Source organism: Shinella sp. WSC3-e, assembly GCF_945994535.1.
GTDB lineage: Bacteria > Pseudomonadota > Alphaproteobacteria > Rhizobiales > Rhizobiaceae > Shinella > Shinella yambaruensis.
The window spans coordinates 111,813-127,735 of the sequence record NZ_OZ000537.1; the positions used below are offsets into that span (position 1 = coordinate 111,813).

The 15,923-nt window shown below is 61.7% G+C and carries 12 protein-coding genes and 2 pseudogenes; 9 read left to right on the forward strand and 5 right to left on the reverse strand.

Features of this window, described 5'->3' with window-relative positions:
* Positions 1 to 2 precede the first annotated feature (2 nt).
* From AABF56_RS37890 to AABF56_RS36005, 3 genes and pseudogenes are all read left to right on the forward strand, one after another.
* Positions 3 to 356 (forward strand): annotated as a pseudogene (locus AABF56_RS37890) (calcium-binding protein); the annotation flags it as partial.
* Positions 357 to 366: 10 nt separating this feature from the next.
* Positions 367 to 420: pseudogene (locus AABF56_RS36000) on the forward strand (hypothetical protein); the annotation flags it as partial.
* On the forward strand, positions 421 to 741 hold the full coding sequence (locus tag AABF56_RS36005) for a protease (RefSeq protein WP_272809397.1): 321 nt from the start codon (positions 421 to 423) through the stop codon (positions 739 to 741).
* A gap of 403 nt (positions 742 to 1,144) precedes the next feature.
* On the opposite strand, the gene AABF56_RS36010 is transcribed toward AABF56_RS36005, so the two are convergent.
* Both AABF56_RS36010 and AABF56_RS36015 read right to left on the reverse strand, forming a co-directional pair.
* On the reverse strand, positions 1,145 to 1,564 hold the full coding sequence (locus AABF56_RS36010) for a BrnA antitoxin family protein (RefSeq protein WP_272809396.1): 420 nt from the start codon (positions 1,562 to 1,564) through the stop codon (positions 1,145 to 1,147).
* Positions 1,565 to 1,614: 50 nt separating this feature from the next.
* Positions 1,615 to 1,863, reverse strand: a complete 249-nt coding sequence (locus tag AABF56_RS36015; protein WP_244770824.1) for a hypothetical protein — start codon at positions 1,861 to 1,863, stop codon at positions 1,615 to 1,617.
* Positions 1,864 to 2,282: 419 nt separating this feature from the next.
* On the opposite strand from AABF56_RS36015, the gene AABF56_RS36020 reads away from it, so the two are divergent.
* On the forward strand, positions 2,283 to 4,736 hold the full coding sequence (locus tag AABF56_RS36020; RefSeq protein WP_272809395.1) for a M10 family metallopeptidase: 2,454 nt from the start codon (positions 2,283 to 2,285) through the stop codon (positions 4,734 to 4,736).
* A 235-nt stretch (positions 4,737 to 4,971) separates the two neighbouring features.
* On the forward strand, positions 4,972 to 5,775 hold the full coding sequence (locus AABF56_RS36025) for a sterol desaturase family protein (RefSeq protein WP_272809394.1): 804 nt from the start codon (positions 4,972 to 4,974) through the stop codon (positions 5,773 to 5,775).
* A 51-nt stretch (positions 5,776 to 5,826) separates the two neighbouring features.
* On the opposite strand, the gene AABF56_RS36030 is transcribed toward AABF56_RS36025, so the two are convergent.
* The gene (locus AABF56_RS36030; RefSeq protein ID WP_272809393.1) at positions 5,827 to 7,044 is read right to left on the reverse strand and encodes a polysaccharide biosynthesis/export family protein; all 1,218 of its coding nucleotides are present in this window, start codon (positions 7,042 to 7,044) and stop codon (positions 5,827 to 5,829) included.
* Between the two features lie 307 nt (positions 7,045 to 7,351).
* Complete coding sequence (locus AABF56_RS36035) at positions 7,352 to 8,347, reverse strand: M23 family metallopeptidase (protein WP_272809392.1); 996 nt, start codon at positions 8,345 to 8,347, stop codon at positions 7,352 to 7,354.
* A gap of 113 nt (positions 8,348 to 8,460) precedes the next feature.
* On the opposite strand from AABF56_RS36035, the gene AABF56_RS36040 reads away from it, so the two are divergent.
* The 4 genes from AABF56_RS36040 to AABF56_RS36055 all read left to right on the forward strand — a co-directional run bounded on the left by AABF56_RS36040 (position 8,461) and on the right by AABF56_RS36055 (position 14,231).
* Positions 8,461 to 10,182 carry a beta-1,6-N-acetylglucosaminyltransferase gene (locus AABF56_RS36040; protein ID WP_272809391.1) on the forward strand — a complete coding sequence of 574 codons (1,722 nt, stop codon included), beginning with the start codon at positions 8,461 to 8,463 and terminating at the stop codon, positions 10,180 to 10,182.
* Complete coding sequence (locus tag AABF56_RS36045; protein ID WP_272809390.1) at positions 10,175 to 11,182, forward strand: glycosyltransferase family 2 protein; 1,008 nt, start codon at positions 10,175 to 10,177, stop codon at positions 11,180 to 11,182. The genes AABF56_RS36040 and AABF56_RS36045 overlap by 8 nt, the downstream gene beginning before the upstream one ends.
* A 92-nt stretch (positions 11,183 to 11,274) precedes the next feature.
* Complete coding sequence (locus AABF56_RS36050) at positions 11,275 to 13,248, forward strand: TRAP transporter permease (RefSeq protein ID WP_272809389.1); 1,974 nt, start codon at positions 11,275 to 11,277, stop codon at positions 13,246 to 13,248.
* Between the two features lie 8 nt (positions 13,249 to 13,256).
* Positions 13,257 to 14,231 carry a TAXI family TRAP transporter solute-binding subunit gene (locus AABF56_RS36055; RefSeq protein WP_272809388.1) on the forward strand — a complete coding sequence of 325 codons (975 nt, stop codon included), beginning with the start codon at positions 13,257 to 13,259 and terminating at the stop codon, positions 14,229 to 14,231.
* Between the two features lie 4 nt (positions 14,232 to 14,235).
* Here the strand turns inward: AABF56_RS36055 and AABF56_RS36060 are convergent, their stop codons facing one another.
* A complete protein-coding gene (locus AABF56_RS36060) occupies positions 14,236 to 15,705 on the reverse strand; it encodes a class I adenylate-forming enzyme family protein (RefSeq protein ID WP_272809387.1) in 1,470 nt (489 codons plus the stop codon).
* Positions 15,706 to 15,923 lie beyond the last annotated feature (218 nt).

A 15,923-nucleotide genomic window follows, 5' to 3' on the forward strand; every position in this document is an offset into this window, starting at 1 on the left:
CAATGACGTTGAATGATTTCAAGAAAAGCACTACGTTATCCAAGATAAAAGAACTATTCTTCTCTGAAAACGACGTACTTTACGGCGACGACGAAGATGACGTCATGCGAGGCTACGACGGCGACGACAGCCTTTCAGGCTACAGAGGCGATGACTTTCTGGGCGGCGGCGACGGCGCGGACAGCCTTTGGGGCGACGCCGGCGATGACGCGCTCGCCGGCGGCGCAGACGACGACTTTCTCTACGGCGGAAACGGCAAAGACCTGCTGAATGGCGAAAGCGGGAATGACTCGCTCTTTGGCGAGAGCAATGCCGATATCCTGAAGGGAGGCAGCGGGAACGACTGGCTAGAAGGGGGGGAGCGGCAAGGATACACTGGAGGGCGGAAAAGGCGCCGATACGCTAAAAGGCGACTCCGGCGTGGATCGTTTCGTCTTCAAATCGATCGCAGACTCGACGGTCAAGGAGATCGGCCGCGACATGATTCTGGACTTTTCCGGGGATTCTGGCGATCGCATCGACCTAAAAGCGATCGACTCCAACGCGAAATCCGCCGGCAACCAGGCATTTAAATTCGTCGGTGACGGCGGCTTCCACAGGACGGCCGGGGAATTGCGCTACAAGCAGTACGACAACAACGAGACCTACGTCTACGGCGACGTGAATGGCGACGGCAAGGCCGATTTCGCGATCGGCTTCTCCGGTCTCATCGATTTCACCAAGGCCGATTTCATCCTCTGAAACCAGGGCAGCGCCAGCAAAGCCGACGCGGCCGGAGGAAAATCGTCGGCTTAAGACCCTCCAGTTTGTATCGGATTAAAGGGGCCTGAACCGCAACTTCGCGGCATCGGCCAGCGAATGTTCGGCATACCGGCTGATGAAGCGTTGCCAGCCTTCCGGCGTGTGCTGCGCTCGGCCATCCGGAACTCCTCCTGGACAGATGGCTTCCGCTCGAGGCACATGCCCTGCCTGCAATCACGCGCCGCCGGAAACAAGGCCGGGCGAGCGGAATGCGGCAGTAGAGCCGATCGTCCGCGCCCATCTCGACCAATGGCACTTTCTGGACAGTGCGCTCCGCCCGATGGAGTAAGGAGGATGGATCCAGCATCGACTTTTGCCAGCCGTCGGTAGAGGCGATGCGGCATCAACCTGCGGCGCGCTTCAGAGCCTCCGCCATTTTCGTCCGCCATTCAGGATCACGCTTCCAACGCTCGAGAACCGAGCGCGGAAGGCGAAGGGTGACGGCTTCCTTCGGGTCGCTGCTCTTAGGGCGACCACGAGATTTCTGGATGCTTTCATAAAGGTCCGGACGGATCGCCTTGAACGGCTTCATTGCTGCGAGGTCTTCCTGGTCCAGGGGGCGTTCGATCTCAGGATCAGGGCCAATCAATTCTCCGGCGGCTGTCTCGACCCACCACCCATCCTTGTCCTTGTGAGCGCCACCCTTTGCAACAAGGTCCTTCATTTCACGATCATAGACTTGCCACCGGCGCTGCATCTCAACGGCGTCAGCTTCGCTGTCTCCGAGATCCTTGGTGATAAACCGGGGCCACTTTCTGGTCATGCGTGGCTCCTTTCGGCGAAGCGGAGCGGGAGACCCCAGGATCAGGCCCCTCAGTTCGCGCCGGATTGCAGGGCCTTGAGCCGCGTCTTCGCGGCGTCGGCCAGCGCATGTCCGGCATGCCGGCTGATGAAGCGTTGCCAGCCTTCCGGCGTGTTGCTGCGCTCGGCCATCCGGAATTCCTCCCGGACGGCGATCTCCGGATCGCGTGGCAGCGGCATGGTCATTCCGTCCTCCTGGGCGCTCAAGGGCAGGCAAGCGGCGATGACCAGCAGCGCCGCGGCGTTGATCCTGCCGATCATCCCCAATTTTGCCATGCGCCGCGGCCTCCCGTAGAATTTTTTAATGAAATCGTCCGTGCTTAGAGTAGCATAACTGCGGCTGTCATGCGCGTTCGTTTTCCGATTTACTGACAGCCGGGAGGAAGCCAAGAAAAGTTACAGACCGCCGTGGCGGCGACGGCCGGACATTTCAGGCAACACACAAATAGTGGGGGCAAGCTATGGCGATAGCAATCAGTTCAATTCCGACTGGCGACCAATATATCGATGGCGTCTTGTATGGCACTCAATGGAGCGGCACGGTCACTTACAGTTTCGCGGACGCCTTCAGTGATTTCGGGCCCTATCCCTACACCGTTACCGGTTTTCAGCAGGTAAGTCTTCAGCAACAGAATGCCATCCAGTCCATCTTGGAGGGAACCGTTACATCCGGTACTGCGATGTTCACCTACGGTTCGTTCGCGCAGGTTTCGAACCTCGACATCTCGCTGGCGGCAGATCCTGCGGGAAGCTCGGATCTCACCATTGGCCAGGCCAACTTTTTCGACGGTACAAACCTGGATACGGCGAGGGTGGCGGATTTTCCCCGTCTCGATCAGGATCCGTCGGGCGGTGACGTCTGGTTCGGCGACGACTATGCTTCGTATCGCACGCCGCTGGTCGGCACCTATTCCTGGGCAACCCACATCCATGAGTTCGGTCATGCCATGGGGCTGAGCCATGGGCACAATGCCGGCACGGATATAGACGGCTTCGAATTCGCCATCCCGCATGACCGCGACGGCATGGAATTCTCCGTAATGACCTACCGGAGCTATGTCGGCGCGCTGACGAACGGATACACCAACGAGCAGTATGGTTATGCCCAAACGCTGATGATGTACGACATCGCGGCAATCCAGCATCTTTATGGTGCCAATTTCAACACGAATTCCGGCAGCACCACATACACCTGGTCGACGACGACGGGCGAGATGTTCATCGATGGCGTTGGCCAGGGCAAGCCGGGCGACGGCGTTTCAGCCATCGCGAACCGGCTTTTCCTGACCATCTGGGATGGCGGCGGAGAGGACACGTACGACTTTTCGAATTACACGGAGAACGCCTTCATCGACCTTTCGCCGGGCGGGTGGTCGCTCGCCTCGCAGATCCAGCGGGCCTATCTCGGCGAAGGCGCCTATGCGAACGGGAACATCTACAACGCGCTGCTCTATAACGACGACCTGCGCTCGCTCATCGAGAACGCCATCGGCGGCTCCGGCAATGACGACATCGGCGGCAACGTCGCCGACAACACGCTCACGGGCAACGGCGGCAACGACATCCTCGTCGGGCGCGGCGGAGACGACACGCTGAACGGCGGCGCGGGCGACGACACGCTCTATGGGGATTTCCGCACGCCGGCGAACACCTATGCGGGAACCGGGCTTTTCACCGAGAACGGCGACGCCAGCAACTCCTCCTTCGCCACGGCCCGCAACCTGGACGATGCGATCGGCTACAGGAACGACCCGAACATCGAGCATTCGGACACGAATCCGAGCGTGACCATCACCGGGACCGGGGACGGGAACCATGACTGGTTCTCCTTCGATGTCAGAACGGCCGGGCAGATCACCCTGGACATCGACGGTACGCTCGATTCCTATATCGAGCTCTACGATGCCAACGGGAACCTGCTGGCCTTCAACGACGATTCCTCCCAGGACAGCGGCAGCACCAATATCTGGCAGAGCTTCATCGCCTATACCGTGACGACGCCCGGCCGGTATTACGTCAAGGTCGGCACCTATCCGGGCGGCAGTTCCATCGGCGTCGGCCTGACGTACACGCTCGGCATCGTGCTCCCGGATCCGGTGGAGGCCGATACCGGCGGTTCCGGCAACGACACGCTCAACGGCGGCGCGGGCGACGACACGCTCATCGGAGGTGCGGGCAACGATACGCTTAACGGTGGTACGGGCAACGATACGGCCGATGGCGGCACGGGCGACGACGTCTTCGTGCTGAACGGCAACCAGGCCGACTTCACCTGGGTCCAGAACCAGAACGGCACATGGACCGTCACCGACACGCGGGCCGGCCAAGAGGGCATCGACACGCTCAAGGATGTCGAGTCCCTCAGGTTCAACGACGGGACGGTGGTCCTGCAGACCGTCATCGTCGATCCGCCGAGCCAGCCCGGCGACAAGGTGACCATCATCGACGGCACGAGCGGCAACGACTTCCTGAGCGGAACGGGTGGCGCCGACAAGATTTCCGGCTATGGCGGCAACGATGCGATCTACGCCAAGGGCGGCGACGACGTGGTCTATGGCGGCGCCGGAAACGACATCCTTGGCGGCGGCAACGGCAATGACGAGCTGCGGGGCGGGACCGGAAACGACCTGCTCTTCGGCGGCGCGGGCCATGACAGCATTTTCGGCGGCGCCGGAAACGACATCGCCTGGGCCGGGTCGGGCAACGACACCGTCAGGGGCGCCGATGGCAACGACCTTCTGGGCGGCGGCGCCGGAAACGACGAGTTGCGCGGGGGAGCGGGCCACGACATCCTCTTCGGCGGCCTGGGCAGCGACAGCCTCTTCGGCGACAAGGGCAATGACGAGCTCTATGGCGGCGCGGGACGGGACCAGCTGAACGGCGGCCTCGGCAACGACCTCCTGACCGGCGGCGCGGGCGCCGACACCTTCATCTTCCTGAAGGGCGAAGGAAACGACGTCATCCGGGATTTCAATGCCGCCCAGGGGGACCGTATCAGCCTCGGCGGCCAGACCTATACGGTCACGTCGAACGATGACGGCTTTGCGCTCCTTCACCTTTCCGGCGGGGGAACGATCGTCCTTAACGGCATTGCGGCGGATGACATCCTGTCGGGCTGGTTCCTGGCGGCCTGACGGCCGCCGGCGCATACCGGACAAGCCTCTTTTGCCCCGCCCTGTGGCGGGGCTCTTGTTTTCGCAAGAAGCGTCCCGGGGGGATGCGCCGCGTACAAAGCCCCCTCCCCGCCGGGAATGTTCTTTACGGGTCCGGGAAGTCTCTTTACCCTCTCCAGGCTCCGGGGCATTTTCCAGCCGAAGCGATGCCGGACAAGGCCGTCAAGACAAACCTGCAGAATGGGCACCAGGACGAATGGGTGAATTTGCCAAAGGGCTTGCGGATTTCTTCGTTTTGCTCGCCGGGCTCTACGGCGCAACCGTCGCGATCTATTTCCTGCTCGGCCATGGCATAACCTGGCTGAACAATCGCAATCCGGAACGCCGCATCCAGAAGAACAGGCGCGGCGAAAAGCGCAAGGCGGCCGAAATCCGCCTGAGCCTTGCCTCCATCCTCGTCACATGCCTTTCCGTGGCGATCGGCCTCTTCGCCCAGGACAGGGGTTGGGCCATGCAGCCCTGGGCGTTCAGCTGGTGGACCGCCGTCCCCCTGTTTCTCCTGTGCATGGTGCTGTTCGACACCTGGTTCTACTTCGCCCACCGGCTGCTCCACACCAGATACTTCTACAAGTACCATCTGGAGCATCATCGCAGCGTCGCGCCGACCGTCTGGAGCAACGATTCCATCGGGCTTGTCGATACCGCCCTGTCGCAGGGCTTTTATGCGGTGATCGTCTTTATCGTGCCGTTTCCGCCCGTGATCCTGCTTGCCAACCGGCTGTTCGACCAGATCAACGGCACCTTCGGCCATGCCGGTTTCGAATATTTCGCCTCGAAGACCGCGCGCTATCCCTCGCCCATGCTGTGCACGACCTATCACGACCAGCATCACGCGGAGTTCAAGTACAACTTCGCCAATTATTTCTCGTTCTGGGATCGCATGCTGGGCACGATCTCCCCCCTTTACGACCGCCGGGTGGAGACTTTTGAAAAGGAAGCGCCGGCCATCAGCCTGAAGCTCGACGAACAGGTTCCGGAGGGGCGCAAAACCCGGCCTTGAGGGGACGGCTGCCCGGCAGCCGCGCTCACTCCCGTCAGGAAAGGGCCACGATCAGAGCCGGTCCGCGGTGCGCTGGATGTTGTAGGCCGCACTCGCCCCGCTGGAAACGATCGTCAGGAACTTCGCAAGGTCCGTCGCCATGTGACGCGCCAAGTAGACCACGTCCTTGTTCCGCACCGGGAAAGTCTGCGCCACGATATAGCTCTGCGTCGCCGCCAGATCGAGCCGGTAGACGATCGGATAGCGTCCCTCCCCGTCCGGCATCATGCCGCGCGCGATCAGGTCGCGGAACCGGTCGTCGCCGACGACGCTGCGGTAGACGCCCTCGTCCTCGTAGCGGAAGACGAAATAGCCCTTCGGGTCCGCCGTCGCCACATTGCCGCCGCCGGCCAGCGCCGCCGCCTCCACCAGGCTCAGCCTGGCCGCGTTGAACGGGATCTTGCCCGTCTTGCCCGTCTGGCCGAGCGCCGCGAAGGTCTGCGGATCGTAGCTCACATAGATCTGGTCGTCCGGCTTGACGTAGATGTCGTCCTTCGGATTGTCGATCAACGACTGCAGCAGCACGCTGCGCGTCCGGCCGCCGCGCTTCAGGCTCACATAGGTGTCGTAGGGCGGCTTGGACGCGCCGCCGGCAAGGGCGATCACCTCGCTGAGATGCTGCCCGCTCAGCCCGAGCGGCAGGATGCCAGACCGGTTCACGTCGCCCTGGATCGACACCGTGCGCGAGGCATTGGTCGCCAGCGAGACGATGACGTCCGGCTCCACCGCCTTGGCCTTCAGCGCATCGACGATCGTCGCGCGGGCCGAATCGATCGTCATGCCGGCAAAGCGCACGGAGCCGACATAGGGGATCTGGCCATGGCCGTCCGGCTGCACGACGACGGGGATCGACGTCGACTTGCGCTCGGTGGTGGAGAACAGGCCATCCGGGCCCGCCTCGAAGATCGTGACCTCCAGCCGGTCGCCGACGCCGATGACCGGCGTGCCGCCCCCGCCGCCGAAGCCGAAGGTGCTGGAAAGACCGGGGCGCTTACCCGCGCTGACGCAGCCGGCGACGCGCTGGTCGATGCTCACGACGTCGAAGACCAGCTTGGTCTGGGGAATGTTGTAGGACCTGCCGTCCGCGCCGGCCGAGAGGACCTCGTGGGTCAGCGGCCCGTCGCTCGGGACCATGCAGCCGGCCAGCGTCAACAGGGTGCCTGCCGCAAGAACCCGCGCCCATGCGCTCGAAAGCCTGCGCGGCCTGCCCCCGTCTTCAACTGCGATCATCACGTATATTCCCCTTCATCCGTGCCGCGCAGGACAGAACCGGTCACCTGCCGCGACAGGGCGCCATAGACAGGCAGCTCCAATGTCTCGTCAAGTCCCACGATCGAACCCTGTCCCACCAGGCACATCCCTGCGGCCCCCGCCGCCACCATGAAGCCGCTTCCTTGCCCGACACTTGCCGGTTGTTCCTTCTGGAAAGGGCAGGCCCGTCCGCACCCCTGTGTTCCCATAGGCGTTTTCGGCATTTCCCGCCTGGCGGTTCCGGCCGCATCGGCGGGACGCACGCGCCGAGCGCCAAGCCGGACCGTCACTCGATGGTAACGGCCGTGCTGGCGCTCCGCAGGACCGCATCGCTCCGGGTGACGGAGACATCGACCACGTAGCGCCCGGGGGGAAGCGTGCGCTTCCTGCCGGCGAAAGCCGAAAAGGTCGCCTTGTCCCGGTCGAGCGGCTCGCTGGTATAGTCCACCAGCGTGTTTCCCTGCCCGTCCTTCAGGACGAGCCTGATCGTGCTGCCCTTCCCGAGATTCGTGAACCAGGCCCAGGCGACGAACATCCTGTCGCTCGCGACGACCTGCGGCGGCGGGCCCTCCTTGACGAGCGCCTGGTGATCGACCGGCGCGCCGGCCAGCCCTGAGGCAAGGATGTCCGGCCTCGTCAGGTTGAGCTTCTCGACGATGTCGGGGGAAAAGAGCGAGGCCTCCCGCGGGGCGGTCGAGGTGCAGCCCTGCGAGAGCTTGCGCCCGGTCAGGGGATCGAGGGGCTCGCCGCCATGGGAGAGGGTGATGTGGACATGCGGGAACTGGGCGAAGCCGGAAGAGCCGACCTCCCCGAGGCGATCGCCCTTGCGCACCTCCGCACCCGGCCTGACGGCAAGGCTTCCCTTCCGCAGGTGACAATACTGGACCTCGTACCCCTCCGCCAATTGCATGACGATGCCGTTGCCGCATTCCTTGCCGGCGATCCTCGCCCTGTCTTCTTCGGTCTCGACGAGATGATCCGCCTCTCCGTCGCGCACGCGCAGCACCTTGCCGTCGGCGACGGCGATCACGGCATAGCCCTTCTCCATGTCCTTCATGGACAGGATGCGCAGGTCGGTTCCCTTGTGTCCGTCATAGGACTGGCTGCCGCACAGGGGATCGGCGACACCCGCGCCGGCGTCCATGTCGGGATATTGTTGCATGAAGCAGGTCTTGCCGAGCTCGCATTGCGCCGGCAGGCCGAGTTCGAGCGCCGGCGCGGGCGCGGCGGACAGAAGGGAGACAACGGCGATCGATGCCAGGGCGGAGGGAACGTATCGCAAGAGGGGTTTCCTGACGTGAAGGATGGATCGGCGCCGCCCTGCGGCCGGCAGGCGACGGTTGACTGTCGGGTTGGCGAAGCTCTACCTAGCAACCGCAAGGAGATAGGCGGAATATGGCCATTTTAGCGTTCGTCCTGATAGCGCACGAGCCGGCGGAGGTCGTCGGGGCATCGATCGACATGCTGCTTGCGGCCGATGGCGCATGCCTGGTCGCCGTCCATTACGACCGCAATTCGCCGGAGGCGGATTTCGCCGCGCTGAAACGGCGCTATGGCGCGCAGGCGCGGGTTCTCCTCGTCGAGGACAGGGCCTGCTGCGGCTGGGGGCAGTTCGGCCTCGTCGACGGGACGGTCCGTGCCCTCGGCCTGCTGGCGGCATCGGGGAAGGACTACACGCATGCCTACCTGATCAGCTGCTCCTGCTGGCCGATCCGGCCGCTCGCCGAACTCAGGCAGTTCCTCGACCTCAACGGAGCGGTCGACTTCATCGAAAGCCATGACGAGCGCTGGATGACGGGCGGCCTGCGGCAGGAGCGCTATACGCTGCGCCATCCCTTCAGCTTCGCCCGCCGGCGGGGACTGTTCGAAGCGAGCGTCCGCCTTCAGCGCCTATTGGGGCTCAGGAGGACGATTCCCGCCGGCCTGACGCCACGCTATGGCTCGCAATGGTGGTGCCTGCGGCGGGAAACCGTTTCCGGCGTCCTGCGCTGGGTGGCGGAGAACCCCGCCGCCTACCGTTTCTACCGGCAGGTCTGGATCCCGGACGAGACCTTCTTCCAGACGGTCGTCCATGCGCTCGGGGGCACGCTCGCCCCCGGCTATATCCCGACCCTCTACACGTTCAATCTCCACGGCAAGCCGATCGTATTTTATGACGACCACCTCGCCTGGCTGCAGCAGCAGCCGCATTTCTTCGCGCGCAAGATCGCGCCATCGGCAAAGAGTTGCCGCGCCGCGCTGACGGCACGGGCGAGCCTGCCCGACCCGACCGACCGGCCGATCCTGGTCGTGCCCACCGCCCGGACACGAATGCCGCCCCGCGCGGAAACCGCCCCGTCCTACGGTCGGATGTTCGAGCCCGGTTCGGGCATCCGCAACTGGCCGAAGAACCTCGAGACGCTGCGCCGGCCGAGCGCGGTGCTCTACGGGCCGCCGCAACTGACGCGGCTTGCGGCCGGAATCCTGCGCGCCTCAAGCGGCCTTACCGTGCTCGGGCGGATTTTCCATGCCGAGCGGGCCGAGTTCCAGCCGGGGCAATCCCGGTTCCATGGGCTTGACGCCGGCGACACCACGCTTCGCGACTATGACAGGGCGCTCTTTCTCTCCCGGATCCTCAGCCGTGCCACGGGCCTGCCCGTCTTCGAATTGTGCCCCGGCGACGATCCCGTCCTGGAAAAGCTCGTCTTCGAAAACGAGACCACCTTCGTCGCCGTCCCGCTTCTTCCCGGCGGCCGGTCGCCGGCCTGGCGCTTCCTGTTCTGGTATCTGGCCCTGCCGGAGCCGCAGCGGGCCGCCATCGATGCCGCGGGCCACCGGTTCGACCGCCTGCGGCGCACGGAAGAGACGGCCGCACGGCATTTCGGCCAGAAACATGTGGCGGCGATGGAACGAAAGCTGTTCGGCCCTGCAAACCGTGCAGGCCTGGTGTTTGCAGAAACCGGCGCGCCGCCCGATCCCGACTGGACGGCGTCGCTGCGCTTTCTGCATGGCAGGCGGGCGGAGCCTCTACTGGGAGCCTTCGAGGCCCTTGCCGAGGGCTTGTCCGGGCAGGACTGGCGAAAGCTTGCCCCATCCCTCGCCGAGGAAACCGAAGGCGTGGCGGCACGGCATGGCTAGGAAACTCAAACATCGCCTGGTCAGCAGCCGCGCCTATAATTTCGTCCTCTCGCACTGGCAGAATCTGCGCTTCGGCAGCCAGCTGCGCTGCGTGCAGAACCGTCTGCGCAAGGAGGATACGTGCATTCTTTTCAGCTGCATCCGCAACGAGATGCACCGCATCGACGCCTTCCACCGCTATTACAGGGCGCTGGGCGTCGACCACTTCGTCTTCGTCGACAACGGCTCCACGGACGGCTTTACGGAATGGAGCGCCGGCAAAAAGGACGTTTCGGTCTGGCATACGGACAAGGGCTACAAGAAGGCCGGGTTCGGCGTCCACTGGTGCAACGCCCTGCTCCGCAAGCACGGGACGGGCAAACTCTGCCTGACCGTCGATCCGGACGAGTTCCTCGTCTATCCCCATATGGAAAACCGCACGCTCAAGGATCTCGGCCAGCATCTGAAGGAGATCGGCCGGCCGTGCCTGCATGTGCTGATGCTCGATGCCTATAGCGACCGGCCGATCGAGGAGACGGTCATGGCGCCGGGCGACGATCCGTTCGGCCTCTGCCCCTATTTCGACCGAGACGGCTATGTCCAGCGATCGAACTACATGTCGGGCACCTTCGTGCAGGGCGGCCCGCGGCTGCGCGCCTTCAACCGCGATACGCCGAAGGAGGCCCCCGCCCTTAATAAGATGCCGCTCGTCTGGTGGCAGAAACACTATCGCTACCAGAGCTCGGCGCATCTCATGTGGCCCTGGTCGCTCAACAGGGCGTCCGCGAGGACCGGCATCCCCGTCTCCGGCGCCCTCTTCCATTTCAAGTTCGTCTCATCCCTTCGCGAAAAGGTCGAGGAGGAAATGGCCCGCCGCCAGCATTATGGCGGCAGCCGGGAGTATAAACGCTACAAGGAGAACATCCGCACAGCTCTTTATCTCGAAGGTGTCAGCGTGAAGTATGAAGGCACGGACCAACTCGTGAGGCTTGGTCTAATGCATGTTGGAGAGTGGGTCTGATATCGCTTGGCCTTTGCGGCTTCTGCATTTTTTACCGGCAAGACATCTTGGATATTTTCTGCTTAAGTAGAGAAATAGCAACTAGAACCAGCATGGCACGAGATAAGTTTCATGGAGAAATTCCGGAATTGACAGCACGTGAGCGGCGGCCAGCAACTGTTTCAGCCCTGGTCTGCGCTGGCGCGTTCGTGGCGCTCTTTCATCTTTATGGAATGCTCGCCGGCATTGGACCGTTGCGCGATCTTCCTATCGTGCCTACTTATGTATATCGGCAGCTTCATCTTGGCCTGATCCTTCTCATCGCCTTTCTTTCGGCGGCTGCCCGCGATCGAACCACGGCTGCAAAATTTACTGGCTACAGCCTGGCGCTCGCCTGTGCGCTAACCTTCGCTGTCACCGTCACCAACGGCAATGAATTCCTCTCGCAGATCACCCACCCCCAGCCTTTTGCACTATGGATTGGCATCGTCACGATCACGCTCGTGCTCGAGGCCACCCGGCGTACGACGGGATGGGCCATGCCGATCATATGCCTTGCTTTCATCCTCTACGCTCTATTTGGTCGCTTTTTGCCTGAACCCTGGGCACATCGTGGATATGATCTGAACCGCCTCGTCGGCCATCTCTTCATAAGCAGCGAGGGATTGTTTGGTGCACCAGTCGCCGTTTCTGCAACCTTGATTGTCCTTTTTACGATCTATGGTGCTGTGCTCGCCCGATCAGGAGCCGCAGAAGTTTTCGTACGGCTGTCTGGGCGTGCCTTCGGCTCGTCCCGTCACAGTGCAGTCGGCACGGTCGTTCTCTCCTCTTTTCTGCTGGGGGGGCCCTCAGGCTCGGCAGTCGCAACAACGGTCATGGTAGGCAATGTCGGGCATCCCCTGCTCGCCCGCCGCGGCTACAGTGCCAGCCAGTCCGGCGGCCTCCTCGCCGCTGCAGGCTTGGGTGCGGTGATATCGCCTCCCGTATTGGGATCGGCAGCTTTCCTGCTAGCAGAAATGCTGGCAATTTCTTACGTGGAAGTGCTGCAGATGGTGCTTATACCGACCGTATTGTATTATTTGTCCCTCTACCTTGTTGCGGAATTCAATGCGCCTTCCATGAACGCAGAAGCCATAACGAGTCCTTTGCCGCGCGTGGGCGCTCTGGAGGCCGCCTCTCATCTTTCGGCAGCCGGCTCTATCCTGGTTTTTCTGGCAGCTGGTTTTTCACCCGAAACTGCGGTCGTCTTCTCGATCGCGACGGCAATCCTGTTATGGATATTCAGGTCACGGAACGGGGCGAGGCCATCCGACATCCTGCGTGCATTGCACGACGGCGTCGTGAGCGTCGTTCCAGTGGCGGCGATTTGTGCCTGTGCCGGTCTCATCGTTGGCGTGATAACACTGACCGGCCTAGGGCTTAAACTTAGTGGCATCGTCATTCATCTGGCTGGCAATGACTTGCTGCTAGCTTCGCTTCTGGCCGCACTGGCAGTGTGGACAGTGGGGCTAGCTGTACCAATCACCGGCTCGTATATCATCTGCGCCATCGTCGTCGCGCCAGCGCTTGTCGCCCTGGGGGTGGCACCCGTCGCGGCGCATATGTTCATCTTCTATCTTGCGGTACTGTCGGAAGTTTCGCCGCCCACAGCCTTGGCTCCTTTCGCGGCGGCAGCCATTACCGGTGCAAGCCCGCTGCGAACGACGTTGCAGGCATGGCGCTTTACCGCGCCGATGTTCGTGCTGCCCTTTGTCTTCATCCTGGAGCCCGCAGGCCGTTCATTGCTCCTTACCGGCGGCTCCCCTTTCTGGGCCACCATCTCTTCTATCCTGATCTATTTTCTAGGGAATGTGGCCCTGGTCCTCTCCCTTTGCCCACGCGCCTTTGCCCCTTTCTATGGGATAGAGCGTTTCTGCTTGCTGATGGCCGGCCTCCTCCTTATGTTTCCGGCGACGCTGGCTTTCAGAATCGATCTGACCTCGACAAGTATTGAAATACTTGGCTTTCTGCTGATGTCGACAACGCTTGTCCTGAACTATGCCAACCACCGTATCCGCGGCAGAATGATCACTGGTAAGGATCCCTAGGGGGACATATGAGAAAAACGCTCGCAATCGGCCTGATCGCAGTCTTCTCAGGCTTCGCTTTGCACACACAGGCAATGGCGGAAGGCAAATTCTTCTCAGTGGCATCGGGACCGACAGGAGGCGTCTATTATCCGTTGGGAGGGGGCGTCGCCAATCTGATCACCAAATACGTCGACAAGGCTCAGGCGACTGCCGAAGCGACGAGCGGCTCGGTCGATAACGTCAAGCTGGTGGGTGACGACAGCAGCTATCTCGGCTTTGCCAGCGCCGATATCGTACAGCAGGCTGTCAGCGGGATGGGCCCCTTTAAGGATGCTCCCGCCAAGATCACGACACTCGCCGCCCTGTATCCGAATATCGTGCAGATCATTACCATGAAGTCCTCAGGTGTCGCGCAGGTTTCCGACCTCAAGGGGAAGCGGGTTGCCACTGGAACGCCGGGCAGCGGCTTCGAGGTCCTATCCAACCGTATCCTGACGGCTGCCGGACTGGATCCGAACACGGACATACAGCGCGCCACGCTTGCCACCAATGATGCGGTCAATGCACTTCGTGACGGAAAGGTCGATGCAGTCGTGTTTTCGGGCGGCGTACCTGCTGCGGCAATCGCCGATTTGGCGGCGGCGCCGGGGATCGACCTGACCATCATTCCCACCGCGGAACTGGCCACAAAGCTCAACGAGACCCATGGCAAGGGGCTCTACAGCAAGCAGATCGTCCCGGCTGGCGCCTATGGCGACGATATTTCTGCGCCGGTCGAAACGCTGGGTGTCTGGAATCTCCTGCTTGTCAGCTCGGAAATGTCCGATGCCGACGCGCAAACGGTTTGCGCAGCACTGCTGGGTCATCTGGACGAGTTCTCCGCGATCCATCCTGCAGCCAGGGGCGTCAAGCTGGAATGGCAGAAACAGGCAAATGCACCCGCGCGTTTCCATCCGGGTGCGGAGAAATGCATCAAGGACCTGGGCTTCAGCCTTGAATAGACCCTCATTTTCCCCTGCGAAGGTTCCTATAGGCCGGAACCCTCGCAGAAGGGAGCCGACGCGCATCTATGAGATGAGCGAGTTTATGCCTCTCGATCTTGCCGAGTTCGTTGCGCGGGATCTTGCGGGCTACCTGGAGCGCGTAGTTGCGCAGCTTGAACTCTTCTTCCACCGCCTGGCGGACGCGCTTCTCGCTATATCCTTCTCCCGTGACAACGAGAATGACCACCGTCAAACTCCCGAACGTCACGGCTGAGGTTGTGACGGCCACATCGGTAACGCCGGACAACTGGCCGATGCTGACTTCCATCTGCTCCGCAGATATCTTCTGTCCATTGATGTTGATCGTGCTGTCGGCCCGACCGGAAATATAAAGGCCCTGCTGTTCATCCAAGCGCCCGCGATCGCCGGGATAAAACCAGCCCTGCCTAAAGGCGCGCCTCGTTGCTGCCTCGTCGCCGAGATAGGACGAGACCATGCCGTCGCACTGGATACGGACATAACCTTCCGATCCGATTGGTACCGCGTTTGCGTCATCGTCCACAATCTCGACCCGGATCCAGGGAAGCACGAACCCGGTCAAACCCGGATGTTGTTCCTTCTGATCTATGCCGGCCATAGCAACGGTTGTCGTCTCAGTCGAACCATAGGTCAGGACGATATTTCTGGTCAGGCGCGCTTTGGCATGGCGCGCTACCTCAGAAGAAAGTGCAGCGCCACCAACCACTATCGTGAGATTCTCAAATGGCACATGGTTCGGCGGCAATTGCAGAACGGCCGCATGCAGATCGGCCGGGGTCGTGACGACGGTGAGCACCTTTTCCCGATCCAGCGAAGCGAACGAAGGTTTGCTCAACAGAACACTGCCGCCCATATACCATGTGCGAACCGGCACGCCGAAGCCGCCGAACGTACCCTTCGGCAAATAGCAATAGACCCGCTGGTCCGCGCGCATGGCCGAGCCAAAGATGCCGCTTTTCATTCGTGAGACGATCGTCCCCTGCGACATCACCACACGCTTCTGCTGGCCCGTCGTTCCCGACGAAAAGGAAATCCGCGCACCCTCTTCAGAGGTCATTTTGCCAACAACAGGTGTCGAATCTCCTCTATCGCATAGGTCTTGAATACCCTCAGGTGGAAGCCAGACTTTGCCGGCACCTGCAATGCATCCGGCCTCATCATCGCTCACGACAAAGGAAACGCCAGGCATAGGACCGACCTGTTTTCCTTTCAGCGCCAATGATAATGTGCAACACCCTAGGCGTGCTAGCGCAAGTGTAATCAACCAGCAGGCGTAAGCATGACCATAGCTCACGGCAGCCACCTTGCCGACTGGAAGGCGTCCGCTTAACCCATTCGCGACCTTGTTTATATCATCTTCAAATTGCCGGTAGGTTATGGGTCCCGATGAGGTCTCTATTGCCACCCGCTCGGGCGTATTGGCCGCGTGATATGCGATGGGTTGCGTATACAAAGTGGCCTCGACTCTTTCACTTGCCGGCGACGAACGGGCTTAAAAGCGAGAATGGTGGGTGCATTCTAGCTCAGGATCATTGAGCTGCAACCGCATGGGTTATTTTCTGGCCTGCTTGTTCTGGTTTAAAAATTGGCAACGCTGATGCTCGGAGGCTCATGATCGAACACATTACCGGTTCTAGCCACCGAATAAGCACGCCACTATACCGAGCGACG